Origin of the sequence: Burkholderia sp. 28_3 (assembly GCF_003253915.1) — a bacterium.
Taxonomy (GTDB): domain Bacteria; phylum Pseudomonadota; class Gammaproteobacteria; order Burkholderiales; family Burkholderiaceae; genus Burkholderia; species Burkholderia cenocepacia.
Genome location: NZ_QKZF01000008.1, coordinates 50,324 through 76,630 on the forward strand (window position 1 = coordinate 50,324; position 26,307 = coordinate 76,630).

30 protein-coding genes and 1 pseudogene are annotated in these 26,307 nt (G+C 66.0%); 12 read left to right on the forward strand and 19 right to left on the reverse strand.

The features are described 5' to 3' along the window. The first annotated feature begins 397 nt into the window (after nucleotides 1–397). Nucleotides 398–2,575, forward strand: a complete 2,178-nt coding sequence (locus DFS13_RS18620; RefSeq protein ID WP_111441973.1) for a glycoside hydrolase family 28 protein — start codon at nucleotides 398–400, stop codon at nucleotides 2,573–2,575. A 90-nt stretch (nucleotides 2,576–2,665) separates the two neighbouring features. Beyond that, nucleotides 2,666–2,860 (forward strand): hypothetical protein, encoded by a 195-nt coding sequence (locus DFS13_RS18625; RefSeq protein ID WP_006483370.1) that lies wholly within the window; start codon nucleotides 2,666–2,668, stop codon nucleotides 2,858–2,860. A gap of 35 nt (nucleotides 2,861–2,895) precedes the next feature. Here the strand turns inward: DFS13_RS18625 and DFS13_RS18630 are convergent, their stop codons facing one another. The 3 genes from DFS13_RS18630 to DFS13_RS18640 all read right to left on the reverse strand — a co-directional run bounded on the left by DFS13_RS18630 (nucleotide 2,896) and on the right by DFS13_RS18640 (nucleotide 5,281). Continuing rightward, complete coding sequence (locus DFS13_RS18630; protein WP_226244988.1) at nucleotides 2,896–3,981, reverse strand: helix-turn-helix transcriptional regulator; 1,086 nt, start codon at nucleotides 3,979–3,981, stop codon at nucleotides 2,896–2,898. Nucleotides 3,982–4,306: 325 nt separating this feature from the next. Continuing rightward, nucleotides 4,307–4,558: a hypothetical protein gene (locus DFS13_RS18635; RefSeq protein WP_111441974.1), complete on the reverse strand. Its 252-nt coding sequence runs from the start codon at nucleotides 4,556–4,558 to the stop codon at nucleotides 4,307–4,309. 414 nt (nucleotides 4,559–4,972) lie between these two features. Beyond that, nucleotides 4,973–5,281, reverse strand: a complete 309-nt coding sequence (locus tag DFS13_RS18640; RefSeq protein WP_111441975.1) for a hypothetical protein — start codon at nucleotides 5,279–5,281, stop codon at nucleotides 4,973–4,975. Between the two features lie 44 nt (nucleotides 5,282–5,325). Between DFS13_RS18640 and DFS13_RS18645 the strand changes: the two genes are divergently transcribed. Both DFS13_RS18645 and DFS13_RS18650 read left to right on the forward strand, forming a co-directional pair. Next, nucleotides 5,326–6,384, forward strand: a complete 1,059-nt coding sequence (locus DFS13_RS18645) for an NAD-dependent epimerase/dehydratase family protein (RefSeq protein WP_181461620.1) — start codon at nucleotides 5,326–5,328, stop codon at nucleotides 6,382–6,384. Further along, nucleotides 6,381–7,370, forward strand: coding sequence for an AraC family transcriptional regulator (locus DFS13_RS18650; protein ID WP_058903851.1), 990 nt, complete (start codon nucleotides 6,381–6,383; stop codon nucleotides 7,368–7,370). The genes DFS13_RS18645 and DFS13_RS18650 overlap by 4 nt, the downstream gene beginning before the upstream one ends. Before the next feature lie 41 nt (nucleotides 7,371–7,411). Here DFS13_RS18650 and DFS13_RS18655 read toward each other — a convergent pair whose 3' ends face one another. Continuing rightward, nucleotides 7,412–7,900, reverse strand: coding sequence for a RidA family protein (locus DFS13_RS18655; protein WP_006483369.1), 489 nt, complete (start codon nucleotides 7,898–7,900; stop codon nucleotides 7,412–7,414). 228 nt (nucleotides 7,901–8,128) lie between these two features. Between DFS13_RS18655 and DFS13_RS18660 the strand changes: the two genes are divergently transcribed. Then, nucleotides 8,129–8,428, forward strand: coding sequence for an H-NS family nucleoid-associated regulatory protein (locus tag DFS13_RS18660; protein ID WP_006483375.1), 300 nt, complete (start codon nucleotides 8,129–8,131; stop codon nucleotides 8,426–8,428). 172 nt (nucleotides 8,429–8,600) lie between these two features. On the opposite strand, the gene DFS13_RS18665 is transcribed toward DFS13_RS18660, so the two are convergent. Beyond that, nucleotides 8,601–8,933 (reverse strand): cupin domain-containing protein, encoded by a 333-nt coding sequence (locus DFS13_RS18665; RefSeq protein ID WP_006483368.1) that lies wholly within the window; start codon nucleotides 8,931–8,933, stop codon nucleotides 8,601–8,603. Between the two features lie 899 nt (nucleotides 8,934–9,832). Beyond that, nucleotides 9,833–10,756, reverse strand: coding sequence for a LysR family transcriptional regulator (locus tag DFS13_RS18675; protein ID WP_111441977.1), 924 nt, complete (start codon nucleotides 10,754–10,756; stop codon nucleotides 9,833–9,835). A 67-nt stretch (nucleotides 10,757–10,823) separates the two neighbouring features. On the opposite strand from DFS13_RS18675, the gene DFS13_RS18680 reads away from it, so the two are divergent. Next, nucleotides 10,824–11,441: a LysE family translocator gene (locus tag DFS13_RS18680; RefSeq protein WP_060213203.1), complete on the forward strand. Its 618-nt coding sequence runs from the start codon at nucleotides 10,824–10,826 to the stop codon at nucleotides 11,439–11,441. Nucleotides 11,442–11,475: 34 nt separating this feature from the next. On the opposite strand, the gene DFS13_RS18685 is transcribed toward DFS13_RS18680, so the two are convergent. After that, nucleotides 11,476–12,105, reverse strand: a complete 630-nt coding sequence (locus DFS13_RS18685) for an FMN-dependent NADH-azoreductase (protein ID WP_111441978.1) — start codon at nucleotides 12,103–12,105, stop codon at nucleotides 11,476–11,478. A gap of 132 nt (nucleotides 12,106–12,237) precedes the next feature. Here DFS13_RS18685 and DFS13_RS18690 point away from each other — a divergent pair, with 132 nt between their 5' ends. Further along, the gene (locus tag DFS13_RS18690) at nucleotides 12,238–13,116 is read left to right on the forward strand and encodes a LysR substrate-binding domain-containing protein (protein WP_111441979.1); all 879 of its coding nucleotides are present in this window, start codon (nucleotides 12,238–12,240) and stop codon (nucleotides 13,114–13,116) included. A gap of 82 nt (nucleotides 13,117–13,198) precedes the next feature. Here DFS13_RS18690 and DFS13_RS18695 read toward each other — a convergent pair whose 3' ends face one another. Both DFS13_RS18695 and DFS13_RS18700 read right to left on the reverse strand, forming a co-directional pair. Next, complete coding sequence (locus DFS13_RS18695) at nucleotides 13,199–14,449, reverse strand: trans-acting enoyl reductase family protein (protein ID WP_006497984.1); 1,251 nt, start codon at nucleotides 14,447–14,449, stop codon at nucleotides 13,199–13,201. A 43-nt stretch (nucleotides 14,450–14,492) separates the two neighbouring features. After that, nucleotides 14,493–15,410, reverse strand: coding sequence for an acetoacetate decarboxylase family protein (locus DFS13_RS18700; protein ID WP_006483364.1), 918 nt, complete (start codon nucleotides 15,408–15,410; stop codon nucleotides 14,493–14,495). A 239-nt stretch (nucleotides 15,411–15,649) separates the two neighbouring features. Here DFS13_RS18700 and DFS13_RS18705 point away from each other — a divergent pair, with 239 nt between their 5' ends. Next, the gene (locus tag DFS13_RS18705) at nucleotides 15,650–16,057 is read left to right on the forward strand and encodes a DUF3224 domain-containing protein (protein ID WP_062911510.1); all 408 of its coding nucleotides are present in this window, start codon (nucleotides 15,650–15,652) and stop codon (nucleotides 16,055–16,057) included. Between the two features lie 9 nt (nucleotides 16,058–16,066). On the opposite strand, the gene DFS13_RS18710 is transcribed toward DFS13_RS18705, so the two are convergent. The 5 genes from DFS13_RS18710 to DFS13_RS18735 all read right to left on the reverse strand — a co-directional run bounded on the left by DFS13_RS18710 (nucleotide 16,067) and on the right by DFS13_RS18735 (nucleotide 20,049). Continuing rightward, nucleotides 16,067–17,632 carry a methyl-accepting chemotaxis protein gene (locus tag DFS13_RS18710; RefSeq protein ID WP_034203940.1) on the reverse strand — a complete coding sequence of 522 codons (1,566 nt, stop codon included), beginning with the start codon at nucleotides 17,630–17,632 and terminating at the stop codon, nucleotides 16,067–16,069. 191 nt (nucleotides 17,633–17,823) lie between these two features. Next, complete coding sequence (locus DFS13_RS18715) at nucleotides 17,824–18,078, reverse strand: glyoxalase (RefSeq protein WP_230205755.1); 255 nt, start codon at nucleotides 18,076–18,078, stop codon at nucleotides 17,824–17,826. A gap of 257 nt (nucleotides 18,079–18,335) precedes the next feature. Next, nucleotides 18,336–19,181 (reverse strand): MBL fold metallo-hydrolase, encoded by an 846-nt coding sequence (locus tag DFS13_RS18725; RefSeq protein ID WP_006483377.1) that lies wholly within the window; start codon nucleotides 19,179–19,181, stop codon nucleotides 18,336–18,338. Between the two features lie 18 nt (nucleotides 19,182–19,199). Then, nucleotides 19,200–19,526 carry a hypothetical protein gene (locus DFS13_RS18730; protein ID WP_006483371.1) on the reverse strand — a complete coding sequence of 109 codons (327 nt, stop codon included), beginning with the start codon at nucleotides 19,524–19,526 and terminating at the stop codon, nucleotides 19,200–19,202. After that, a complete protein-coding gene (locus DFS13_RS18735; RefSeq protein WP_006483378.1) occupies nucleotides 19,519–20,049 on the reverse strand; it encodes a hypothetical protein in 531 nt (176 codons plus the stop codon). Before DFS13_RS18735 ends, DFS13_RS18730 begins: the two co-directional genes overlap by 8 nt. Nucleotides 20,050–20,216: 167 nt before the next feature. On the opposite strand from DFS13_RS18735, the gene DFS13_RS18740 reads away from it, so the two are divergent. The 3 genes from DFS13_RS18740 to DFS13_RS18750 are packed head-to-tail and all read left to right on the forward strand — an operon-like array spanning nucleotide 20,217 to nucleotide 22,469. Further along, nucleotides 20,217–21,110, forward strand: a complete 894-nt coding sequence (locus tag DFS13_RS18740) for a LysR substrate-binding domain-containing protein (RefSeq protein ID WP_006491561.1) — start codon at nucleotides 20,217–20,219, stop codon at nucleotides 21,108–21,110. Between the two features lie 49 nt (nucleotides 21,111–21,159). Beyond that, complete coding sequence (locus tag DFS13_RS18745; RefSeq protein WP_111441980.1) at nucleotides 21,160–22,107, forward strand: alpha/beta hydrolase; 948 nt, start codon at nucleotides 21,160–21,162, stop codon at nucleotides 22,105–22,107. After that, nucleotides 22,104–22,469 carry a hypothetical protein gene (locus DFS13_RS18750; protein ID WP_111441981.1) on the forward strand — a complete coding sequence of 122 codons (366 nt, stop codon included), beginning with the start codon at nucleotides 22,104–22,106 and terminating at the stop codon, nucleotides 22,467–22,469. Before DFS13_RS18745 ends, DFS13_RS18750 begins: the two co-directional genes overlap by 4 nt. Before the next feature lie 41 nt (nucleotides 22,470–22,510). Here the strand turns inward: DFS13_RS18750 and DFS13_RS41160 are convergent. The 5 genes and pseudogenes from DFS13_RS41160 to DFS13_RS18775 form a co-directional block, all read right to left on the reverse strand. Beyond that, nucleotides 22,511–22,656: pseudogene (locus tag DFS13_RS41160) on the reverse strand (LysR family transcriptional regulator); the annotation flags it as partial. 100 nt (nucleotides 22,657–22,756) lie between these two features. Continuing rightward, a complete protein-coding gene (locus DFS13_RS18760; protein ID WP_006483372.1) occupies nucleotides 22,757–22,984 on the reverse strand; it encodes a tautomerase family protein in 228 nt (75 codons plus the stop codon). A gap of 48 nt (nucleotides 22,985–23,032) precedes the next feature. Continuing rightward, nucleotides 23,033–23,770 (reverse strand): SDR family oxidoreductase, encoded by a 738-nt coding sequence (locus DFS13_RS18765; RefSeq protein WP_048988565.1) that lies wholly within the window; start codon nucleotides 23,768–23,770, stop codon nucleotides 23,033–23,035. A gap of 28 nt (nucleotides 23,771–23,798) precedes the next feature. After that, on the reverse strand, nucleotides 23,799–24,500 hold the full coding sequence (locus DFS13_RS18770; protein ID WP_370542517.1) for a carboxymuconolactone decarboxylase family protein: 702 nt from the start codon (nucleotides 24,498–24,500) through the stop codon (nucleotides 23,799–23,801). A 221-nt stretch (nucleotides 24,501–24,721) separates the two neighbouring features. Then, complete coding sequence (locus DFS13_RS18775) at nucleotides 24,722–25,132, reverse strand: cupin domain-containing protein (protein ID WP_006497975.1); 411 nt, start codon at nucleotides 25,130–25,132, stop codon at nucleotides 24,722–24,724. 130 nt (nucleotides 25,133–25,262) lie between these two features. Between DFS13_RS18775 and DFS13_RS18780 the strand changes: the two genes are divergently transcribed. Next, nucleotides 25,263–26,171 (forward strand): LysR family transcriptional regulator, encoded by a 909-nt coding sequence (locus tag DFS13_RS18780; RefSeq protein ID WP_080331944.1) that lies wholly within the window; start codon nucleotides 25,263–25,265, stop codon nucleotides 26,169–26,171. Nucleotides 26,172–26,307: the final 136 nt, after the last annotated feature.

The window sequence follows — 26,307 nt, forward strand, 5'->3', positions numbered from 1 at the left end:
TTTTGACGGGAATCGAGGAATCGCATTCTCTGTTTCCGCGCTTTTTCGCGAAACGTTTTCCGGAACCGGGTCGGCATGCAAACGGGATACCGACGTGGCGGTTTCCCGACATCCGGCGGCCTTGTTTCGCTTCGCTTGTCGTCGTTATAGGATGACTGACCACGATGTTGTCACGCCGCCGCGGCGCCACGAGCGCGCGCCGGCCCGCATCCCGCACGACGCGATTCGCGCTCGTGGCGCGCGCCCGACGAACCGCGCCGGCGGCCGCTCTCCCCCGCTTCAGCGTTGCCCGCTGCCCGTCACCGCCCGCGCTCGCGTCGCGGCGACCCGCGCCGCCCGAACGACCCGATACCAACCCGGCATCGCGCCGCCGATGCCTCTTCAGGAGATCTCCGTCATGACACTTTCCGTTGCCCGGCCACATTCCCGGCCGAATTCCCCGCCCAGCCGACGCCCGCGTGCGCTCGGCCTGCTCGCCGCGCTGCTCGCCACCGCCGCCGCGCTCACCGCGTGCGGCGGCGACGACGCGAGTACCGGCGGCGGCGCGGCGTCGACCGCACCGCCCGCGACCAGCGTGTTCCAGGTCGGCACGACGACCGTCGACCCGAACCTGCCGCCCGAACCGGCGTTGCCCGCCGACACGCAGGTGTGCAGCACGCTCGAAGCCGCCAATACGCTCGTGAGCCGCCCCGACGGCTCGCTGCCGCCGGAGGCCGATCCGTCGACGGCCGGCGTAGGCAAGGCCGTGTCGACCGCGACGGCCAACCCCGACCAGGCGCGCATCCAGGCCGCGCTCGACGCCTGCGGCGCGGCGGTCGACGCCGAAGTGGGCGCGACGATCGCGGCGGCGGACGCCGCGGCCACCGCCGCGCAGAAGACGGCCGCCGCGCCGAACGCGAACCTCGCCGGCGCGTCCGGCGAGGAACTCGCGAAGCCGAAGTACCGCGCGAGCAAGTTCGCGGTGCGACTCGTCGTCAATCGCGCGGGGCCCGGCAACGGCTTCATCAGCGGGCCGCTGACGCTGCCGTCCGGCGTCACGCTGTGGATCGACAAGGGCGTCACGCTGTATGCGTCGCGCGACGTGAAGGCGTATTCGCCGAACGCCGCCGGCCCGTACTGCGGCAACACGGCCGTCAGCGCGACGAAAGCCGGCAGCTCGTCGAACTGCGCCGCGCTGATCACCGGCACCAACCTCGTCAACGCGGCCGTGGTCGGCGACGGCCGGATCGACGGGCGCGGCTACGCGGAGCTCGTGACGTCCGATGCGAAATACCCGCTGATGAAGGTCGACCTGACCTGCTCGAACACCTACGCGGCGTACAAGAGCGGCACCGTGGCGCCCGACGGCACCGCATGCGACGACGGCGGCACGGTCGTCGATTCGAAATCGACGGTGCGCAACATGACGTGGTGGGATCTCGCGTATCTCGGCAACATGGTGCAGAACGGCACGACCGGCTTCGGCTCGCAGTCGAATTTCCGGCTGATGGTGTTCAACTACGCGAAGAACCTCACGCTGTACCGCATCACGCTGAACAACAGCCCGAATTTCCACGTGGTGCCGAGCGGCGTCGACGGGCTGACGATCTGGAACGTGAAGGTGCAGACGCCGACGCTCGCCGCGTTCGCGAACCCGGCCGGCAACGGCAACCCGCTGTACAACGGGCAGACGTTCAACGCGGACAACGTGAAGAACACCGACGCGTTCGACCCGGGCTCCGCGTCGAAGCCGACGTCGGTGGCGCTGTCGACCGGCAGCACGACGACGTCCGCCGCCGCGATCTCGTTCGACGGCTACCTGAAGAACTTCGTGTTCGCGTACAACTACGTGAGCACCGGCGACGACGACATCGCGCTCAAGGGCAGCAACAATCCGGCGCCCGCCGGCTCGGGGCTGTTCGGCATCGACGGCAATCGCGACGTGCGCGCCGATCGCAAATGGGGCGTCGTGATCGCGCACAACCACATCTACTGGGGGCACGGCATCTCGATCGGCAGCGAGACCAACGGCGGCGTGACCAACGTTCAGGTGTACGACAATGCGTTCCGCGATTCGGAAGAAGGACTGCGCATCAAGTCCGACTATGCGCGCGGCGGCGAAGTGAGCAACATCCACTACGCGAACATCTGCATCCGCGATGCGAAGAACGCGCTGCTGTTCACGCCGTACTACAGTACCAAGGCCGTGCCCGCGAGCGGCCCGCTGTATCCGAACTTCCACGACATCTCGCTCGCGAACGTCGTGATCGAGGGCGCGGCCGGCGTGAAGCTGCAGGGCTTCGAAGCGAATACCGGCGGCTACGGCGAGCCGGCGTTCCCGCTCGTGATGTCGCTGACCGACGTGGTGGCCGATACGCCCGACGGCATCGCGACGATCGCGTCCGACGCGAACCTCACGCTGCGCAACGTGAACCTGCCGGTGTTCCCGTCGACCGCGAACCGGGTGGTCGTCAACGGCAGTGCGGTCCACGCGATCGATCCGGCCAGCGTGCTCGACTGCAGCAAGGCGTTCGTCGACTTCCCGGGCATCGACCAGTCGAACCCGTTCGGGTCGACGTGGGCGCCGGCGCTGTAACGCACGGTCCTGCCGTCGCCGTCGCGCGTGCCGCCTCGCGGGCACGCGCGATGCTCGCCGTGACATCACGCAACGCGAAAGGAGCCTGTGATGTCGACCACGAAGCCATCAGCGACCCCCGACCCGGCTGCCTCGCCGAACGCCGGCGACGAAGGCCCGGCCGACGCGCCGGGCATCGGCGAGGACACGTGCCGCGTCTGCCGCGGCACCGGCCGGGTGGAGGGCCAGCCATGCACCGTCTGCGGCGGGACCGGCAAGATACTGCAGGGAATCGGCGGCGGATAGGTCAAAACGCCGCCGCGCGCGCGTGCATCGATCGTTCAGGTCTGCATGACGAGCGACGTCAGTTGCGCGGCGCGCGCGACGTCCGTCTTCGTGTAGATCGACTTGATCTGCGCGCGGACCGTGCCGATCGACACGCCGCGCAGCGCCGCGCATTCCTGCGGCGAATGCCCGTCGCAGCACAGCAGCACGGCGAGATCGGCTTCGGCCGACGACAGCCCGTAGAACACCCGCAAGCGCTGCGCGCGCGCCGCCGGCGAACGCAGGTCGGCGGCCGTCATCAGCGCCGCGACGCCGGGCCGTTCGCGCGCGAGGCGCGACTGTTCCGGAACGGGAATCAGCGCGAGCGGCAGCGGTTCGCCGGTGGTACGCCGCAGCAACAGCCCGCCGCGCGCGAACGCGTGCCGCCATTGCGCATCGTCGACGCAGCCTTCCGGCGCGAACCGGCCGTTCACGATCCGCAGCACCGGTTCAGCGGCGATCAGCTGCTGGGCGGCGCGATTCATATAGCGCAGCTCGCGCTGCGCGCCGAGCAGGAATACCGGCACCGGCACCGCATCGAGCGCCGACTCCGCGGCGGCCACGCGCGCTTCGAGCTCGCCGATGCGTGCGTGGATGCGCAGCGCGCGGCTGATGTGGGCGCCCATGATTTCGATGGTGCGGCGCTGCGCGTCGGACAGCCCTTGCGCTTCCGGGCCGCCCTGTACGCTGAGGAACGCGCCGGCGCCTTCGCCGCGATGAATGTACAGGCCCGAGATGCTGCCGAGCCCGAACGGCTGCAGGAATTCCCGGTAGAACACGCCATGTGTGCGCTCGCGCACCGACAGGTGCTTGACGTCCTCGAACCAGCGCCCCGCCGGCCAGTCGGCGGCAACCGGCACGACCGGGTCGTACAGGTAGAACTCGGTGTTGTAGCTGTGGTGGCACGCGGCGACCCACGACGGATCGTCGCCGGCCGCCTGTTCGATCGCCGGCAGCCTCGCCGCATCGTCGAACGACAGCAATGTGGCCATGCGTGCGCCGACCGACAAGCGCAGCCCGTCCAGCACCGCTTCCCATCGTTGATCGCCCAGTGCCGCGGCGTAGATGTCATCGATCCATGCCGATGGAATCAACCCGTTCATCTGCATCTGGCCACCCCGCGCCGTGCGTTTTCGTCGAACGTCGTTCGGGCATCTTACTCAATCGGCCTCATTGTTCAAATTGCCGATGCGGGTTTGATCGAAATACCACGTTTGTTACCGTTTCTCGTCTGACGTAATGGTCGTTTTTGACACGGCGGCCGTGGAATCGGCGTTGACGCAGACGGCGGATGGCGGCCTGCGCGAGTGGCGCGGGTGGCGCGGGTGGCGCGGGTGGCGCGGAACGAAAGGTTGTCGCAAGTGGCGGCGTTCGAGGCCGATCGTGTTGCGATGGCACGCGGTTCGGCGCCTGCTCCCGACGATGCACTTACTTCATCGTCGCGAATCGCGCTTCCATCTCGTCGATCTTCACGAGCACCGCTTCGCTCAGCTTTCTGACGTGACGCGGCACGTCGGGCGTCGACAGCAGTTCCTCGATGCGCCCGCGCCAGTAACTCGGATGCCTGACGCGTCCCGCGCCCGACATCGACACGTCGTCGACGTCCGTCTCGCTGTCCAGCAGCGCCACCATGCGCTGGATATGCGAGAGCTCTCGTTCCACATAGTCTCGTGCGAGCATATTGATTGAAATTCCCCGAAATACGACATCAGGCCTTCCGTCATCAACGCGCCGTCGTTCGCGGCGCCAACGACGCACCGCCTACGTTGCACGTCAGCGTACGCGACGGCTGTGACGATCGACCGTGCGGACGTTCACGGCGATCGACACGGAACGACAGGCCTGCTCGATTGTTCTGGTGATATCCGGTCCCCGGTGCCTTGTTGATCATCGTAGGCGTACCGCGCGGCGCCGGCATCCCCAAAAGTGGGGATGCCGGTTGATATCGGTCAGGTCGCGGCTTCCGGAAATGACGGGGATGAAGACAGGAGGGGGACGCTACCGCACGACGAATCGCGCGCTTTCACATCTGACGAATCGACCGCCGGGAGCGACGTGCCGCTTCGTCGCACGCGATGCCGCGCACGTCACACGTCAGTCCGGCGGCTCCAGCGCTTCCCGCCCGTCCGGACGCCCGGATGCACCACCGGGCTTCGTGATGTTCCAGCGCGCGGCATCGTTCCAGTCGTCATCCATTCGATAGGAAAGCCGAGCATTGGCGCGAAACAGCGCGCCGCGGAATTTCCTGCCGTCGCTCGCGAGCGCGTCGAGCAGTGACGGTCCGATGCGCATGACGCCGTCGATCCGATCGCGTGAATGGCGCTCACATGAGCCTGCGTACGTCGCGACGCTGTCGCGCCCTGCATGTCGATTGGCGCGCTTTGCGAGTGAAGTGGCGCGCAAAAGGCGGCATCATGGCGCATCATCTCTGCAACGGAATCCCGTCCATGAATATCGATACCGACCTGCCCGTCATGGTGACGGGCGCAACCGGCTACGTCGCGGGCTGGCTCGTGCAGCGGCTGCTCGAGGCCGGCCTGACGGTCCATGCGGCCGTGCGCGACCCCGACAGCCCCGACAAGCTCGAGCATCTGCAGCGCATCGCGGCCGGCAAGCCCGGCACGATCCGCTATTTCCGCGCGGACCTGCTCGAACCCGGGTCATATGCCGACGCGATGGCCGGTTGCGGAACCGTGTTCCATACCGCGTCGCCGTTCACCGTCACGGTCACCGATCCGCAGAAGGAGCTGGTCGATCCGGCGCTGCTCGGCACGCGCAACGTGCTCGAGACGGCCAACCGCACGCCGTCGGTGCGGCGCGTCGTGCTGACCAGCAGTTGCGCCGCGATCTACGGCGACAACGCCGATCTCGCCGCAACACCCGGTGGTGTGTTCACCGAAGCGATCTGGAACACCAGTTCGTCGCTGACCCATCAGCCCTATTCGTATTCGAAGACGGTTGCCGAGCGCGAAGCGTGGAAGATCGCCCGCCAGCAGCAACGCTGGGATCTCGTGACCATCAATCCGTCGCTCGTGATCGGGCCCGGCATCAACCCGTATGCGACATCGGAAAGCTTCGAGATCGTGCGGCAGATGGGCAACGGCACGATGAAGGCCGGCGTGCCGGATCTCGGCCTGGGCGCGGTGGATGTCCGCGACGTGGCCGACGCGCATCTGCGTGCGGCGTTCCTGCCGAACGCCAACGGCCGCTACATCGTGTCGGCGCACGACACGAGCCTGCCGGCGATGGCCGCCACGCTGCTGGAACGGTATGGCGCCGACTACCCGATTCCGCGGCGCATCCTGCCCAAATGGCTGGTGTGGCTGGTCGGCCCGCTCGCGAACAAAAGCGTGACGCGCCGCGTGGTCGCCCGCAACATCGGGCTGCCCTGGCGCGCCGACAACAGCCGCAGCCGCAACGAACTGGGGATCCGCTATCGCCCGCTCGCCGAGTCGATGAACGATTTCTTTCAGCAACTCGTCGAAACCGGGCAATTGCGGCGATGAACCGCTTCGCGATTTCGCCGGGCTGGCAGGTCGTGATGGTCGACCTCGGCCTGCGCGCCGACGAACTGCTGCGGCACGCGCAATTGCCCGCCGATCTGTTCACGCGGCCGGAGAACGGGCTGACGACCCGCGAGTACTTCCGCATGTGGCGTGCGATGGAGGACATGGCGAACATGCCGGCCGTCGCACTGCGCATCCTCGATCTGCTCTCGGTCGAAGCCTTCGATCCGCCGCTGTTCGCCGCGTTGTGCAGCCCCAACCTGGAGATCGCGATCCGGCGGATCGGCCAGTTCAAGCCGCTGATCGGCCCGATCCGGTTGCGTGTGTCGCACGAGGCCGACGCGCTCACCCTCGCCGTCGACTTCCTGGAACGCGAGGTGCCGCCGCCCGGCATGCTGGTCGCGGCCGAACTCGGCTTCTTCGTGAAACTGGCACGGCTCGCGACCCGCACCGAGTTGCCGGCGCGCGCCGTCACGCTGCCGCGCGACGTTCGCCCGCACCCCGGCTATGCGCGCTTTTTCGGCGTGACGCCTCAGTACGGCGATGCGCCTTCCGTCAGCGTGGCGCTGCAGGATGCGCGGCGTCCGTTCGTGACCGCGAACCATGCGATGTGGCAGATTTTCGAGCCCGACCTGCGCCGCCGCCTCGACGCGTTGTCGGCCGAAGCCGGCATCGTCGAGCGCGTGCGCGCGGCGCTGCTCGAATTGATTCCGGGCGGGCTCGCCACCACGGACGGCGTCGCCCGAACGCTCGCGATCAGCAAGCGGACGCTGCAGCGGCGGCTCGGCGACGAAGGCGCGAACTTCAAAACGCTGCTCGCGGAAGTTCGCGAGAAGCTCGCGTGGCATTACCTCGATCGCTCGGATCTGCCCTACAGTCAGATCGCTTTCCTGCTCGGCTACCAGGATCCGAATTCGTTCTTCCGCGCATTCAGTGAATGGACCGGAATGACGCCCGAAGCCGCCCGTTCGCGCACGGCGCGCTGATCGGCGCCAGGCGGCGCGTTCCGTCGCCCAGCCACGGCGAATCAACCGGCGGCACCGCCGCGGTTCAGCCCGAAAATGAAATCCGCTTCGACCGATGCACCCTTCGGCAATTGCAGCACGCCGACCGACGAACGCGTATGGACGCCGGCGTCGCCGAGCACCGCGTACAACACGTCGGACGCGCCGTCGGCCACTTCGCTTTGCATCGTGAAGCCGGGCGCGCTGCGCACGTACACGGTCATGCGCGGCACCGTCGCGATCGCATCGAGCGTGCCGCAATGCTTGCGGATCAGCGACAGCGCGCGCAGCGCCGAGATGCCGGCCGCGCGGCGGCCATCGTCCAGCGAAACGGATTCGCCCACGACGCCGACGAAATGCACCACTTCGCCGATACGCGGCACCTGGCCGGCAATGTAGGCCGTGCTTCCGTCGACCAGCACGGGCGTGTACTTTCCGCCGATCCTGATCGTTTCGTCCGGATCGAATCCGAATTCGGCTGCAACCTGTTTCAGCGTGTCATCCCTGTTCATCAGTGAATTCCCCAATCCCTCTGAAAAAAGATAAAGAATAATTGAGTCTCCGCAGCGTGTCTCGCCGGAGAAGATCGGACGCAAACGATTCAAGTCAAACCACTTCTCAGGTGTTCGAAGTAGTCGCGCATTGCCATATCGGCAATGGAATTCGTAGTCGGCGCAATTTTCTTTATCATTTCCGGTTGAAACCGCTATCATGTATGGACACAACCTGAAGAGTGATATATGGCAACTTACAAGGAACTGAAAGCTCAAATGGACGCTTTGGCCGAGAAAGCCGAAGCAGCGCGCGTCGCTGAATTCCAGGCGATCGTCGACGACATCCGCACCAAAGTCGCGGAATACGGCATTACCGAAAAAGACATTTTCGGTACGCGCCGCGGTCGGCCGGCCAAACAAGCGGGCGCTCCCGTGCAGGCAAAGTATCGCGATCCGAAGACCGGCGCGACCTGGTCGGGCCGCGGTCGCGCGCCCGCATGGATCAAGGATGCGAAGAATCGCAATCGATTCCTGATCCAGGAATAAGATTGCCGGCATGATCCGGCGCGCGATTCAACGCGCTGTCCGGCGATTTGGGCATTGAGTCGGGCATCGATACCGGCGGGTTTCCAAGGCCGTTCCGGTTGACGAGGTTTTGCCCGATCGGCGTGTCGCGCACGGGTCAATCGACCGATCGTGCCGCACGCCAATCCTTTCTTCAGCGTTCGTAATAGATCGCAAGCCAGACGGTTTGCATTTCGTCATGCGTCCACGCGACACGATGACGGCAATGCGGCTCGATCAGCACGTAATCTCCCGCGCGCATATCGAGCCGCGTTGCATCCGCTTCGAATTCGAGCACGGCCGCGCCGGACAGCAGCACGACCCATTCGGCGCGCGAGTCGTCGTACCAGAACCCGTCCGGGCTCGCATGCCCCATCGATACGATTCGCTCGACGTTCACGTGCGGGCCCGTGACCAGCATGTCGATTCGCTCGTCGCCGCCGCGCCGCCCTTCGGCGCTGAATAAATTACCGGTTTGAAGTAGCATCGCCGCGCCTCGTCGTGGATGGTCGGGTAAAGATGCGGGTTTAAAGACGACGGGAAATGTTCGCTGCTGCCCGACATCGCCCGGGGTTGCACGTGCGTCGTTAAATGTTTTGTAAAAAAGATGAAGAATGAGTGCAACTTTATCCACGCTCATTCACGGGTGCGATAAAGCACATCGCAACGATCTTTTAGCGACGCGCACGCCATCATGCGCCATTTCGGCAAAGCCGGTCGAAATCTGCCACGCCCGTGCGTCTGGACGGCTATCCGGTATTGCCCTTGCAACACTCAGGTTTGCACGCAATGGTGACGATGTCGATCTTTGCGCCAACTCTGTTCGTCGCCTGCAATGTCGATCGCGACGGCTTGTTCCCGGGAAAACCCCGCGTCGCGTGCAATTGAATTCGGCAAAGACCAGTCTGGCATCTGCGTCGATCAATGCCGACGAGCGTAGCGCGGAACCACTGCGCTGCCCATTCCGGATACAGAGACAGTCGTCGCTCCCTGCCCAAGGCGACCTTGAAGCCGCTCGACGAACTTGCCACAATCCAAAAAATCCGCGAGCGCTATATCGTCGACTGAACTTTCCTTGCGCTCGGGCAGCGCGATCCGGGACGACCCGGACATCGAAGCATTCGTTCAGTTCAACGTCGGGCTGGTTCATATCATGCACGTAGCCGATTTTCGAACTGCCGGCCCTCACGAGATTCCCGTCTCGCTGATTCCGACGATCAATCGCCATCTCGTGCGGGCGGTACGAGTCCTGGTTCAACGCGACGACCGGCCCGTGCCGGTCCGTTGACAGCGGCGAGGCATGCCACGCCTGCCATCGCCTGAATCACCCCGGCGCTTCGGGCACACGCTTCGCCGCCTGTTTGAAGGCCCGCCTGGCAACCGCCGTCAAACCCGCCCCCTCAACCAGCCCAGCAACGCCGCCTGCGCACTCCCGTCCGCCACCGGCGCCGGCGTCAACAGGTAGTAATCCGATCCATCCTCGACGAACCCCATCGGCGCAACCAGCACACCGCTTTCGATGTCGTCGCGCACCAGATGCCACGGCCCGATCGCCACCCCAAGCCCCGCGACGGCCGCCTGCAGACTGAAGTAGAAGTGATCGAACCGCTGCCCGCGCCCGTTCGCGGCCGGCTGCTTCGCCGCCGCCGCCCACGCGTGCCATGCGTCCGGCCGGGTCCGCGTATGCAGCAGCGCAGCGTCGGGCTTCAACGCGCGGCCGCCGCGACGCGATGCAAACCACGCGCCGACCCTGTCCGGCCGGCAAACCGGCCCCACCCGTTCGGCGAACAGATGTTCCGCGTGATACCCGGCCGGCCACGCGAAATCGTTGCGACGAATCGCCATGTCGATACCGTCGTCGAACGAGAACGGCCCGCCCGCGGCGACCAGATGGATATCGACGCCCGCATGCCGCGCCTGGAAATCCGGCCAGCGCGGAATCAGCCAGCGCATCAGGAGCGTCGGCTCGCACGACAGGACCGGACGTCGCGCACGGGCGGCCTCGGTGCGCAATGCGTGGGCGGCGTGACGCATCAGCCCCAGGCCATCATGGACGGCCTGGGCGAGCGTGCGGCCGGCATCGGTCAGGAACACGCGACGACTGCGTCGCTCGAACAGCGCCACGCCCAGGTCGTCCTCGAGCAGACGTACCGCGCGGCTGACCGCGCCATGGGTCAGGCACAGCTCGTCGGCCGCGCGGCTGAAATTCTCGTGACGCGCCGCCGCCTCGAAACAACGCAGCGCCATCAGCGACGGCAGGTTCGTCCGAATCGACTGTGATCCAGACTCACCATTTTGGTCAGAAAACATCGTTTTCCCCGATGAAGCACGATGGATACGATTGTGCCATCAACCCATTCATCGCTGGAGCAACACCATGACCGAACTGATAGTCGTAGTCACCATTACGCTGCTGGCCGTCATCAGCCCGGGGCCTGACTTCGCGATGGTCACGCGCAACAGCCTGATGCTGTCGCGTCGTTCCGGCGTGTTCACCGCATGCGGGATCGGGCTCGGCGTGACGGTCCACGTGAGCTACACGCTGCTGGGCGTCGGGCTCCTGATCCGACAATCGCTGTGGCTCTTCAACGCCGTCAAGCTGATCGGCGCGATGTACCTGATCTACCTCGGCGCAAAGATGCTCATGACGAAAGCCGGCGACGCGCAAGCCGACACCCGCGTGGCGCCGCTGTCCGATCTCGCCGCGCTGCGCACGGGCTTTCTGACCAACGCGCTGAATCCCAAAACCACGGTGTTCATCGTCAGCCTGTTCATGCAGGCCGTGCGCCCCGACACGCCGCTGATCGTGCAGATCGGTTACGGCGCATTCATCGCGGCCGCACATGCCGGCTGGTTCAGCCTCGTGGCGCTGTGTTTCTCCGCCACGGCCGTCCGCGATCGCCTGCTGGCGCTGCGGCACTGGATCGATCGCACGTTCGGATGCCTGCTGGTGGGCTTCGGCGTCGCGCTCGCCATCGCACGCGGCGGGCGCTGACCCTCGGCTCGCACGGATGCAGCGCGCGGCGACGTCAGAACGTGCGCGCAATCGCCCGAGCTTCGTCGAACGCGCGGCTGCGGTCGACCTTCCCGTCCGGGAACAACGTGCGCTCGACGACGATCCCGGTGACGTCCGTCACGCCCACGAACCTGAGCCACGTTTCCATGTAAGGGCGCTGCAGATCGAACTCGGCGGCCGGCGTCAACGACCCCGGCGACTGATAGGCCAGCCCGCGCGCGTAGACCACCGCCGCTTTTTTGCCGACCAGCTTGCCGGCAAACCCCGCCGCATCGAACGTGAACAACACATCCTTCTGCGAGATCACGTCGATCAGGTGCTTGAGTTTGTACGGAATGCTGAAATTCCACAGCGGCACGCCGAACAGGAACTTGTCCGCTGCGTGGAACGGCGCCGCGAGCCGCTCGATCTGCCGCCACGCAGCCGCCTGCTCCGGCGTCAATGCCGTGCCGCTCAATCCCGCATATTTCGCGGCCAGCGCGGCGGCATCGAACTCGGGCATCGGCAGATCCCAGATATCGAGCTTCCGAATCTCGTGATCGGGATGCACTTGCCGGTATGTGTCGAGAAACGCGTCGCATACCTCGATGGACGCCGAATATGCCTTGTTGGGTGAGCCTTCGATATAGAGCACGCGTGTCATGACGCCGGTCCTTGCCAGAAGTGACGACGGCGCACGGGATGCGCGCTCGCCCACTGCACTTCGCAGCCTAGCGGGTCGGCCTATAATCCGGAAACGATATTAATTGATCGAATTAACCCGGATTGGTGATGAATGAACCTTCCTCTCGACACCGCGCTGCTTCATACGTTCGTTGCAGTCGCCGACGTGCGCAGCTTCACCGGCGCCGGGCGCCGGCTGAACCTCAGCCAGTCCGCGGTCAGCGCGCAGATCGTGCGCCTCGAGCAACAGGTCGGCCAGACACTGCTCGTGCGCAATACGCGCAGCGTGACGCTCACCCCACACGGCGAAACGCTGCTCGGCTACGCGCGTGCGATGCTCAACCTGAGCGCGGAAGCGCGCGCCAGGCTGGGAACGGGTAACGCGGTCGACGTCAAGCTGCGGATCGGCGTGTCGGAGGATTTCGCAGGCGGCTGGCTGCCGGACCTGATGCGCCGCCATGGCGCCGCGCGACGCGGCCTGCGGCTGGAGCTCGTCGTCGATATCGGCGACAGCCTGTTTCGACGGCATGCCGACGGCGAATTCGATCTCGTGATCGGCAGCCGGTGCTCGCACTCGGGCCATGGCGCGACGTTGTGGCAAGAGCCGCTCGTCTGGGCGTTCGCGCGGCATGAGCCGCTGCCGGAAGGCGACGTGCCGCTCGCGTGCTTCCCCGATCCGTGCCCGTATCGCGGCGCAGCCATCACGGCGCTCGCGCTGGCCGGCATGCGTTACCGGATCGCGTGCGAAAGCCCGAGCGTGACCGGCATCCGCACCTTCGCACGGGCCGGCATCGCGATCGCACCGGTGCCGCGCAGCGCGATCGACGACACGCTTCGCGAACTCGGCTTGCCCGAAGGCTTGCCGGCACTGCCGGAGATGGAATTCGTGATGATGCACGACGCGCGGATGCCGGCGGCCGTCGAATTCGCCGCAATGATCCTGGACGAAACGGCCGCCCGCACCGGAGCAAGTACGCGCAACCGGGCGTAGCGGGCAGCGCCCGCGGGCGTCCCGCCGGCGCCGGCCCCTGCATGGCGTCCCGCCCGGCTCGAATAGCGGATGGCGACTGCCTTCAAATCACCTCGAAACGCAACCCGGCATGGCGAACCAGGCGCTCGATATAGCGCTCGTCGAACATCGTCGCGGGCGTCCAGAAACCGCCGCCGCGGCCGGTCTTCACGCCGTCGCGGCGGCAATCGAGCGCGAGGCCGAGCGCGGCCTGACCGAGCATCTTGCCGGTGGAGCCGTAGCCGGGATCGCGATCGCCGGTGACTTTCACGCGCAAGATTCGCCCGTCGTCGGTGCGGCCGAAGAAGCGCAAATCGTAGCGGCCGGCCCGTTGAGCGTCGACGCTCGGCCCCTCGCCGGGTTTCGGCAGCAGGAAGCGCGCCATCAGGCTGCGCACCGGCCCGATGAGGACGCCCACCATGAATGCGCCGAGGCCCGCCACCATCGTCAGCGCAGTCACGCGTCCTTTCAGGCCCGTGCCCGTCATCACGGCCTCGTCATAGGTGAAGCGGCTGCCGTACGCATTGCCCGCCAGCGCATTGGAGCGGTGCACGACGCGCTCGTTGATCGCGGCCATCACGAACGGTGCGATCCACGCGCCGCAGTCGCGATCGAATTCGGCGGATCGCACCGCGTGCTGCCGCACCGTGAAACCATGCCGTTGCGGGCACAACGAATAAGGATCGAGCAGTTCGCGCCGCAATGCCGGATCCGCCGCCGCCTCGCGCACGACGTTGATCACGCTGGCCACGGTGCCGCCCGACGCACCGCCCTTCAGCGTTTTGACGCGCATCTTCACATGAGCGGCCGGCTCGCCCCATTGCTGCCGCGCCTGTTGCTGCAGGAAGAACACGCCCATGTCGGAAGGCACCGAATCGAAGCCGCAGCAATGCACGATGCGCGCGCCCGATTGCCGGGCCGCGGCTTCGTACCGGTCGATCATCCGCCTGATCCACTGCGTCTCGCCGGTGAGATCGCAATAGTCTGTGCCGGTTTGCGCGCAGACCCTGACCAGCGGCTCGCCGTACAGCGCGTAGGGGCCGACGGTGGACACGACCACCCGCGTTTGCGCGCACAGCGCCTGAAGCTGCGCTTCGTCGGCCGCGTCGGCGACGATGATCGGCACCGACTGCCCGGCCGCGCCGAGCGTATCCCGGACCTGCCTGAGCTTCGCGTCGGAGCGGCCCGCGATCGCCCAGCGCAACGTATCGCCGGCGCCCGCGTCCGACAGGTAGTCGGACAGATAGCGGGTCAGGATTTGCCCGACGAAACTGGTGGCGCCAAATACGACGAGATCGTAGGTCGGTTGAGGCATGGACGACTCCTTCCGTGCGCGCACGTCGCACGCATCCGTATCGTTAGCGTGGCTTTCCGGATTCGTCGAACGCCCTCAAAGGCGTCGGCAGATTCAGGACCAGTTGCGCATCCTTGACCACGTCGAGACGCATGATTGTGGATGCGCCGAGCCCGTCGAGCAACTGGCTCAGCGGCCCGCCGTGCCGCACCAGCTCGACGTTGCGCGGCAACAGGCGCTGCGCGAACGACAGCATGTTGGTCTGCACCGACGACTGATGCCATTCGCCGTCGATGCGATTGACCATCGTCGTCGTACCCATGTGCGATTGCGACGGGACGTGGGTCAGCGTCGGCAGCGGCACGCTCAGGCTCAGATCCGGCCGCCCGCCCGGGCCGGCGATACGCGCGCGCGCGGTGGCATCGATGTTCACGTCGATCTCGGCGAGCCACTTCGGCAACTGATAGCCGTGTACGCCACGTACCCGCGCAATGTCCGTCGTGACCGGCAGCGCCAGCACGTGCGCGAAGAAACTCCGGCGCCGCATCGAGTCGATCAGTTCCAGCGCGTGCGAACCTGTCGCGCCGGGCCGGCGAATGACCACCGCGACCGATACTTCGTCGTACGGATCGTTGTCGCAGACCGAATACGAAAAGAACGTCAGCGCGACGAGCCCGTATCCGGGCAGCGCCCGCAGCGGTTCGAGCGGGATCGGCAGCATGGTCCGCAAGCGGTCGAGCGGTGCAAGGAACAGCAGTTGAATGCTGCTGGAGCGGTAGTAGAAGTTCGGCGCCCAGGTCGGGCCCACGCGTGACGCCACCTGACGCTTCGGAATTCGCCGGAAAAAATCGATGTTCCCCGCCGCGGGATCGCGCGCCACCGCGTCCAGGTCCGGATTCATCCGGAACCGGTCGTAGTACCCGCCCTCGGGCACGTCGACCGTGTGCGGCCCGAATTCGACCTGTGTAAAACGTCTGTCCATGTTCGTCGCCTCTCGTCGATGCTCGACCGTGGCAGGCGAAATCCACGGCCTGCCGATTCACTGCCGTCAGCAAGGACTCTAAGCTTCAAGTCAGCTTCAAGGTCAAGGCGATGAGTAGAGGAAGATGTCGGACTGCGGTGGCGCGACGGCTCGTCCCGTACACGGCCGGCATTCGGTCACCGTCGGCGGAACCCGCTTGGCTTATAGTGCGGAGTGCCCATTCAACCAGGAGAATGCCAATGAAACTGCAGGCCAGCGGTCCATTCGAAGTGAAGCTGAATCCGGAATCCCTGAGTCGCGTCGCCGAACCCAGCGGGCTCGGCCGCATGTCGCTGGACAAGCATTTTCACGGCGATCTGGAAGCCGTCAGCCAAGGCGAAATGCTCGCGTTTCGCAGCAGCGTTCAGGGTTCGGCCGGGTACGTGGCGATGGAAACCGTCACAGGCGTGCTCGGCGGACGCAAGGGCAGTTTTGTCCTGCAGCACAGCTCCACCATGACGCGCGGGCAGCCGGCGCAGTCGATCACGGTCGTGCCCGATTCCGGCACGGACGAGTTGCTCGGGCTGTCCGGTTCGATGCACATCGACATCGACAACGGCCGGCATGCGTACCGCTTCGACTACGCGTTGCCCGACGCACCGCAATAAGCGCGCCCGTCACGCGAGCGCCGCTTCGCGCAGACGGAACTGGGCGACCGCCGCACTCAGCCGCGCGCCCTGTTCGTCGAGCGACAGCGCCGCGGCCGCCGCCTCCTCGACCAGTGCGGCATTGCGCTGCATCGTCTGCTCCATCTGGATCACCGCGGCGTTCACCTGTTCGATGCCCGACGACTGCTCGTCGAATGCCTGGCTGGTTTCGCCCATGATCGTGTTGACGCGTTCGACCGCCGCAACCAGCTCGGCCATCGCCGAGCCGGCCAGGGCGACGAGGCCGCTGCCATCTTCGACGCGTCGCGCGGAATGGCCGATCAGATCGCGGATTTCCTTCGCCGCCGCCGCACAACGTTGCGCGAGCCCGCGCACCTCGCTCGCGACGACCGCGAAACCGCGGCCTTGCTCACCCGCGCGCGCGGCTTCGACGGCGGCGTTCAGCGCGAGGATGTTGGTCTGGAACGCGATGCTCTCGATCACGCCGACGATGCCGGAGATGCGTGTCGAGCTGTGCGAAATTTCCGACATCGTCTCGACGACGCGCTGCATCGCTTCGCCGCCGCGCGATGCAATGCCGGCCGCGCCCTCGACGTAGGTGCGCGCATCGCGCGCGTTGTCCGCGTTCTGGCGCACGGCCGCCGTCAGTTGCTCGACGCTCGCGGCCGCCTGCTGCAGCGACACGGCCTGCTGCTCGGTGCGCGCGGACAGGTCGACGTTGCCGCTCGCGATCGTGCGCACGTCGCCGACGATCGTCTCGGTGCTCGCGCGCACCTGGCTGACGGTCTCGACGAGGCCGTCCTGCATCCGCTTCAGCGCATTCAGCAGATACGCCATCTCGTTCTCGCCCGGCACGACGACGGTGCCGGTCAGGTCGCCCTTCGAGATCTTTTCGAACTGGTCGACCGCGAGATTGATCGGCCCGATGATCGCCTTCGCGAGCACGCGCTGCGCAACGAAGCCGACGACGAGCGCCAGCACCGCGACCGCCCCCATCCCCCATACGATCCGGTGGAAATTCGCACCGGCCGCATCGTAGCGCGCCTTCTGACGCGTGACCTGGAACGATTCGAGCGCATCGATCGCCTCCTGGTAGGCGGCGAACAATGCCGGCGGCGCGGTGCGCTGGGTGTCGAGGAAGTTGAACGCGTCGTCGCCGTCGAGCTGCGACAGCGCCTTCAGGAACACGCGGTCGAGCAGCGCGCGCCGGCGATTCTGCAGCGTGTCGAACAGCGCCTGCTCGCCGGCGTCGCGCGGATGCAGGCGCGTGTACGCGTCCAGCTCGTCGTCGCTCTGCTTGAGCAGCGTGTGGAGTTGCGCGACTTCCGCCTTCGCGGGCTGGCCGGCGCTGATGATCTGCGCGACGTCGCTCATGCGTTCGCGCAGCACCAGCATCCGCTCGGAGCTGGTCTTCAGATGCAGCAGCGACGCGGTATCGTCGCGGTACATCGCCTCGAGCGAACCGTTGCCCATATAAAGCGCCGCGATGCCTGCGCCGACCACCAGCACGAGCAGCACGGTGTAGCCGGCGATGGTCGCGACGAGTCCACCACGGATAGTGAGTTGTTTTCGCATGACGTTCCCTTGAGCCGGCCGGGCACGGCCAGCGGCGAATGTGAATTCCGGAACACGAACGACGCGCGCCGTGACGCAAGACGAGGCGCGGGGGCTGCGAACGGGTTAACGGCGCGGGGAACGGGCGGCTTTTATCCGCACGCGACGCGAATCTTGACGATTGCGACAGAGGGAAGGAGGCAGCAGCGCGGCTACCGGCCGTCGCCGAGCCTGGAACGAATCTCGTCGATCGACAGGTCGCGCTGGTGCGTGGCGATCTGCCAGACGTTTCTCCACGCAGCCTTCACCATCGGCCGCCGGTCGCGGTACGGCATGTCGGCGGGCGCTTCCAGCGGGATCGCTTGCGCCGCGAGCGCCCGCCCACAAGTCGAATCGGTGTCCTGGACATACACGTGCAAAAACGCCGGCATCGGACCGCGCAGGCCGTCTGCGCCGCCGATCACCACGACGGCGGCCGATCCGGATCTCGGCAGGCAAACCGGTACGGAATCCGCCCTCCGCGTCGAACACCGCGCGGATGAAGACGATCAGGTTGCGCGGATCCGCAACGACGATCCGCGGCGTGACGGTATGCCGTCCATCGGGCTGGAATGGGGCCATGACGTGCGACCGCCGACGAGGGTCCAGGCTGGATTGTCCTCCTCGAGCGGCAGCCTGCAAAGCGGACACCGGGTATCGACCACGCACGTCCGCGTGCATCGCCTCATGCGTCGGTCTCGTAAAACAGCCCGTATTCGCCGTGCGTTCGCCTGATGCGCGCGAAGCCGGGTTCGCCCAGATGCATGCCGGCGATCAGCAGCCCTTCCGAGCTGACCCGATCCAGCAGCCGCGAACGCGTCGTCGCCGCTTGCGACGCATCCTGATCGAATGCGATCGCGACGTCCGGTCGTTCGATCTGGATGTGCGGAAAATGCACGATATCGCCCCACACGAGCAGGCCCCGATCGCCGGATTCGAGCAGGTAGCCGGTGTGTCCGTCGGTATGTCCCGGTAGGGATATCGCAGCGATCCCCGGGAGCACCTCGCCTTCGTCGACGGTCCGGAGCGCGTCGCCGTACGCATCGAATGCGTGACGCGCGATCCGGAAATTGCCACGGGCGCGCTCGCTTGCGCGACTCAGGTTGCCGTCGTCGCGCCAGAATCCGACCTCGCGTCGATGCGCGACGAGTTCCGCATTCGGAAACGCAACCTGTCCGGCGGCATTCAGCAGCCCGCCGACATGGTCGGGATGGGCGTGGGTGAGCAGGACGGTGTCGATCGCGGCAGCGTCGATGCCGGCCAGCCGCAAATTGTCCATCAGGCGGCCGCCCCATTGCCTGATGCCGCCGGCCCCGGCGTCGACGAGAATCGTGCGGCCCGCACCGCGCACCACGTAGCAGTTGATATGCACGGCGGACGGCTCGTGCTGCCCGGCCGCGCGCTGCATCGCGGTAGCGTCGGACACGTCGATATTCGACAGGAAATCGAGGCTGGCCGTGAGGTAGCCGTCGCTGATCGCGGTGATCGTGAAATCCCCGACACGCCGGCCGGGAAACGTAACGTTGGACATCCTGCTTCTCCGCAGCGGCTAGTTTCGGGCGTGAAGGTTCGGCGCGGCATGACCGAAACAACGGATGCGCGCCGTCAGGCCCGTGCGGCGAACGATCGCGCGATCCAGCGCTTCCATGAACGCGCTCATGACCGCGAGCGGGCGACACGACGCCTCGCGATACTGGATTTCCGCGTAAACCGGATGCCCGCATCCGTGCCGGACCGCCACGTAAATGACGTGGACGTTCCGGACTTCTGCCTGGAGAACCGCCGTACAGAGTTCGACGCAGTCGGCGGACAGTTCGGCGAGGCGCGCATCGGGCGGCATGCGGTCCGCATCGATATGGAACGTCACGTTAGGCATCGCGGGCCTGCTTCGTCAGTTGCGGCGTCATCGGCGCATACAGGTCGAGGCCGGCCGGCAGGTTCCCGGCAAGCGCGGCGTCGCGGCGCGGCAGGACCGCGAGCCAGCGACGCGCCGGGCACTGCGCCAGCGCCACGGCTTGCATGGCCAGCGGCTTCAGGCCCAGCCCGATCAGCGGATCGGGCCCGCCGGCACTCAGCGCGAGCAATTCGCCGGCATCGACCGCCGGTGCCCGACCGATATCGCCGTAGAGATTGCGGTGCCAGTCGGTGATGTGTTGCTGCCAGCGCGCGAAATTGCCGCCGCCCTTCTGCCGATATTCGTCTCCGGTCAGCACGTCGAGGCCGTCGATCGTGTGAATGGCCAGGTAGACGGGGCAGCCGTCGCTTACCGCCCTGAAACGCTGCGACGTGTGGAAGCCGGTCACCGAGATGAGGGCCGGCAGCTTGTCGGCGCTGTAGAAGTCATTCCATTCGGCTTCGCTGGCAGGGTCGGCGAAGCTGCATTCCACGGTGTAGATCATCGGATTGTCCTTCGTGACGGATGTGCATCCTGGGCTTCGAATGCGGGATATTCAGTGCAGTGACGTAATGCTAATCTGCTGTTTTCCGCGCAGATATCGACTTAAAATCAGCCTTCAGTGATATTTGATCAAGCAGGCCGTCGAGCGCACTCACCAACTCGATCCCGATGCGACGCAAGATTCCGAGCAATTCCGCGCTCCTGGCCTTCGAGGCGGCGGCCCGACACGGCAGTTTCGCCCGCGCCGCCGACGAACTGGCCCGCACCGAGGGCGCCGTCAGTCGCCAGATCGGCCGGCTGGAGGCGTTTCTGGGCGTGACGCTGTTCGAGCGCGTCGGCAACCGCGTGCGGCTGGCGCCCAACGGCACGCGATACGCGGTGCAGGTGCGCGAGATTCTCGATCGGCTGGAACGGGACAGCCTGTATCTGATGGGCCAGCCCGTGGAAGGCGCGAGTCTCGATATCGCCGCGATTCCGACCTTCGCGACCCGCTGGCTGATCCCCCGGCTGAAGCGCTTTCAGGATCGGCATCCGACCATCACCGTGCACATCGCCGAACGGATGGAGCCGTTCCTCCTGGCCGGCAGCGGATTCGACGCAGCCATTCATTTCGCGCATCCGGCGTGGGCCGGCATGCATCTGCATCCGCTGCTGGAAGAGGTGCTGGTGCCCGTCTGCAGCCCGTCGCTCCTCGAAGACGCTGGCGCGAACCCGTCGCTGGATGCGCTCCCGCGCCTTCACCGGCGGCAGAATCCGGATGCGTGGCAGATCTATGCGCAGGAGGCCGGCATCGTGCTGACCAATTCGGCGGTCGGCCCGCGATACGATCTCCATTCGATGCTGATCGAGGCCGCGCTGGCCGGCCTCGGTGTCGCACTGGTGCCGCGCCTTTACATCGGGGCCGAGCTTGAGCAAGGGCGTCTGGTCGCGCCCTGGCCGGACGGCAAAGCGGTGACGAAAAACTTCTGCCTCGTGCTGCCCGAGCCGATCGAATTGAGCGCGGCGCCGGTACAGGCGTTTGCGGAATGGGTGCTTGGCGAGGCGCGGGATTCGGTACGTTGATGCCGTGCCCGAAGTTCATCACCACACGGATCAGGAACGTCATTCACACATGATGCAGACGGAAATCGAAATACCGGGGCCTGTCGGCCCGCTGAGCGGCACGCTGTCGTCTCCAGCGGCGGGCGATGCTCCGGTGGTGCTGATCGTGCCGGGATCGGGTCCGACCGACCGGAACGGCAACGGACCAAACGGCCTTCAGGCATCGACTTACCGGTTGCTCGCCGAAGGATTGCTCGGCCAAGGTATCGCGTCGGTTCGCATCGACAAGCGCGGCATGTACGGTAGCGCTTGGGCGATCGCGGAAGCGGACGACGTCACGATCGACGACTACGCGGCAGACGTCCGCGCGTGGGTGGCGGCCATCCGTGCGCGGACCGGTGCGCGCCGCGTATGGGTGCTGGGGCATAGCGAGGGAGGATGGGTCGCGTTGTCGGCGGCGCGGCAAACCGCCGACATCCACGGCCTGATCCTCGTGTCCACGCCGGGGCGGCCGCTCGCACAGGTGTTGACGCAGCAACTGCGGTCGAACCCCGCGAATGCCGCCGTTCTGGGCAACGCGATGTCGATACTCGAATCGCTCGAAGCCGGGAAGACGGTCGACGCAGCCACGATCGATCCTGCACTGATGCCGTTGTTCAGGCCGCAGGTTCAGCGGTTCCTGATGAGCGAACTGGCCATCGATCCGGCGGCCCTTCTGGCCGGGTATGCGAAACCGGTGCTGATCGTGCAGGGCGCGCGCGATATTCAGGTGGGCGTGCAGGACGCGCAACGGTTGAAGGACGCGAGTCCAGGCGCCCGGCTGACGATCGTCGCGAATGCCAATCACGTGCTCAAGGCCGTTCACACGGATACGCTCGACGACAATCTTGCCGCGTATTCGAACCCGGATCTCCCTTTGGCAAGCGGTGTGGTGGAAGCCATTGCGGCGTTCGTTCAGGCATCGCCAGACGATCGGTGCGCGCGCCACGCGTTTCCGCAACAAAAAACCGAGCGATGATCCACACGATTCGATTCCGGGTTCGACCGGTTTATCACGGTAGCGATCTGCTGGTCGAAATACTCGACGACCATCGTGCGGCCGACTTTCCCGACGTCGCCGCCATGCTCCGGGATGCGCTGCATTCCGTCCGGCTCGCGCATCCGGACGGCCTCGACGACCCGCAGCTCGCCGGGTCGCAGGACCGCTATTTCAGCTATTGGTCGTATGCCTGCGGCCACTATGAAATCGACGACGATCTCTGGGGATGGTGCGTGACCGCGCCGGTCAACAATCGGGCCATCGTCGCTGACATCGAACAGGCGCTGCTGGCGACCGGACGATTCGTCAAGGAAGCCGCGGATGTCGGCAAGTTTGCATAACGCCAACGGACCACATCCCCCGACACGTCGCCCCTACCCCGCTAATCCAGATACGGCGCCAATACGCCCCCGATCCAGTCCATGAAAGCCCGCACGCACGGCGAAAGGTTGCGCCGATGAGCGACGGCGAGCGATGCGGCGAGCGGCTCGGGCCGCCAGTCCCCGGCAACACCTCGACGAGCGCGCCGCGTCGACATAGGCGCAGCCGCACTTCATCGTGGCTTCGGCACGGGGACTTGCACTTGCAAAGCGATCTGTGTCAAAGCCGGCGCGCCTGCGATGCGCGCTTACATCCGGTAGCCCGGTTTTTTGTACAGCGTTGCGGCACGCGCCTCGATATCCGGACGATAGACTTCTTCCTTCCACCTATCCGAGGGAATTTCCTCGAAGCCGACTGACACGGACTCCTGACCATAACCGAGTATCGTCATCACGTCGCGTGTGATGGCGTCCGCCAGACGTTGCTTCTGCTCCTCGGTTTTCCCGGGCCACGCTTTGACGATGATGTGGGGCATAGCGTTCTTCTCCGACATTCGACAACGGCCGCATGCGCGCGGCCGTACTCAATAGGCCTGATTCGTGGGCCGGAACAGCACTTCGTTGATGTCCACGTCGTCGGGCTGGCTCATCGCGTATTCCACCGCGCGCGCGAACGCCGATGCCGGGATGGCCTGCTGATACACCTGGCTCATGCCCTTCGCGACGTCCGGGTCGGTAATGGTCCGGGTCAGCTCGGTCGCCACCGCCCCCGGCGACAGGATGGTCGTGCGGATGTTGTGCGGCTTGACCTCCTGCCGCAAGCCTTCGGTCAGCGCGCGCACCGCATGCTTGGTCGCCGCGTACACGGCGCCGCCCGGGCCGACCTTGTGCCCGGCCACGGACGACACGTTGATGATGTGCCCGCCCTTCTGCCGGATCATGTGCGGCAGCGCGGCGGCGATGCCATACAGCACGCCCTTGATGTTGACGTCGATCATCCGGTCCCATTCGTCGACGTGCAGGCGTTCGAGCATCGAGCTCGGCATCAGCCCCGCGTTGTTCAGCATCACGTCGATGCGGCCGTGCAGGTTGACCGCGCGGTCGACCAGGCGCTGGACTGCGTCGCGTTCGGTGACGTCCGTTTCGAGCATCGCTTGCCGTCCCGCGCCGATTTCGTCGGCGAGCCGCTCCAGCCGGTCCACGCGACGCGCGCCGAGCACCAGCTTCGCACCACGTTGCGCCAGATGCCGCGCGGTTTCTTCGCCGAGGCCGCTGCTCGCGCCCGTAATAACGACGACCTTGCCGTCGATGTTGTCGGTCATGATGTTCCTCTCTTCAGTTGCGCGCAGGTCACGCCGCGCGCCGTGAAAACACGTCCTTGAACACGGGCATCGCCGAAAAGACGTTCGGCCATCCCGCGTAGAACGCCAGTTGCGTCAACGCCTCGGATGCCTCGGCCTGCGTGAGCCCGTTGTCCATCGCGCGGTTCAGGTGATACGGGATCTGCGCCACCTGGCCGTTGGCGACGAGCGCACTCACCGTCACCAGGCTGCGGTCGCGCGGCGCGAGCCCCGGGCGAAGCCACAGGTCGCGAAACAGCGCATCGGTCGTGTACTCGACCACGCCCGGCGCGACGGCGCCGAAGTTTTCCGCGACCGTCCGTGCGCGCTGCGCCTCGGCCGCCTCGTTCAGCGGCAGCGGCGTGGCGTCCGCCGGCGCAAGCTGATCGGGCCCGATGCCGCGTTCGTCATAGACGTGCTTGACGACGATCGACGCGGCGCTCGCGTGGGCCCATCCCGCGTAAAAGGCCAGGTGCGCGATCATTTCCGATATTTCCGCGGGCTTCACGCCGTGATCCAGCGCGAGGCGGACATGCAACGGCATCTCGACGGTCTGGCCGCGGGCGATCAGCACCGACAGCGTCACGATGCTGCGATCGCGCGGCGACAGGTGCGGCCGCTTCCACAAGCCGTCGAACACGGTGTGCGTCGTGTATCGCTCGAAGGCCGGGGCGACCGCTTTCAAATCGGGGGAAGACAAGGGTTCCTGCATGGTGTCGGTCCTTTGCATGTGAGTGCACGCGGCGGCGAGCAGCGCCAGGCCCGTCGCGGCGACGAACCGCAACGGGCGACGCGTGCGATCGTCACCGTGCGCCGTATTGCACATCGGTGACGGGTTCGGGCCAGTTGACGTTGCGTCCATCGCTTTTCGCCCCGTCAACCGACGCGGCCAACGACCTCCAGCCGGCATCGGAGTCAGGGCAGCGGGCGCGTTCATTGCGGTTCGCCGCTACCGAGGTATTGCTCGTCCGTCACCTTGTCCAGCCAGTCGACGTTCTTGCCGTCGAGCGCTTCCTGAATCGCGATATGGGTCATCGCGGTGGTCGACGTCGCGCCGTGCCAGTGCTTGTGACCGGGCGGGCACCAGATCACGTCGCCCGCGCGGATCTCGACGCGCGGCTCGCCGTCGCATTGCGTCCAGCCGCAGCCGGCGGTCACGAGCAGCGTCTGGCCGAGCGGATGCGTGTGCCATGCGGTGCGTGCGCCCGGCTCGAACGTCACGCTGGCGCACGACACGCGCGCCGGCGGCGGCGGTGCGTTCAGCGGGTCGATCCGGACCGTGCCGGTGAACCATTCGTCGGGGCCCTTGATCGAGGGCTGCGAGCCCGCGCGCTTCAGTTCCATGATGTCGTCCTCTACCGAAAAAGGTGCCGCATGGATCGCTCCGGCGGCCAGCCATCCCACTTTAATGACTCGCGATTCATGCGACTAGATGGCAAAATCGGCATAGGCCTATGCTGTGGTGCATGAATCAATGGAAGACTTCAACGACCTGGCGGCGTTCATGACCGTCGCGCGCGAGCGCAATTTCACGCGGGCGGCCGCGCAACTCGGCGTGTCTCAATCGGCGTTGAGCCGAACGGTGCGCGCGCTGGAGGGGCGCATGGGCATTCCGCTGCTGACGCGCACGACACGCAGCGTGTCGCCGACCGAGGCCGGCCAGCGGTTGCTGGAATCGATCGCCCCACGCTTTCAGGAAATCGAGGTGGAACTGGAATCGCTGCGCGCGATGACGGACCAGCCGGCCGGCAACGTCCGGATCACCGCGACCGACTATGCGGCGAACGAGTACGTGTGGCCACGGCTGCAACCGCTGCTGCGCCGGTATCCGGCGCTCAAGGTCGAGCTGGTGAACGACTATGGTCTGACCGACCTCATCGCGGGCCGCTACGACATCGGCATACGGCTCGGCGACCAGGTCGCCAAGGACATGATCGCGCAGCGTATCGCGCCGGACATGACGATGTCGATCATCGGTTCTCCCGATTACCTCGCGTCCCGGCCCGCGACGAAAACGCCGCAGGACCTGACACAACACAACTGCATCAATCTGCGGTTGCCGACCAGAAACGCGCTGCTATCGTGGGAGTTGAGCAAGGGACGCCGCGAGTTGCAGGTTCGCGTCGAAGGGCAGTTGACGTTCAACAACGTCTATCAGATGGTCGACGCGGCGCTCGCCGGCTTCGGGCTCGCATATGTGCCGAAGGATCTGGTCGCGCATCACGTCGAAGCCGGCCGGCTCGGCTGGGTGCTGGAGGACTGGTTTCCGACGTTCGTCGGGCATCACGTCTATTACCCGAGCCGGCGCAAATCGTCGCGGGCGGTGGAGCTCGTGGTCGACGCGCTCAGGGCCGGGTATCAGCGCAACCCGCGGCAAGGATGAGCGGTCACGCCCGTGGTTCAGTAGCCGGCAGCTTCCGAAAGGCCATGCCCCATGCACGCGCTGCCGCAGGATCGAACGTAACGGGGTGGAGTCCCGGGCAAACGTGATCGGCCATCACGACCTCGATACGCGTGGC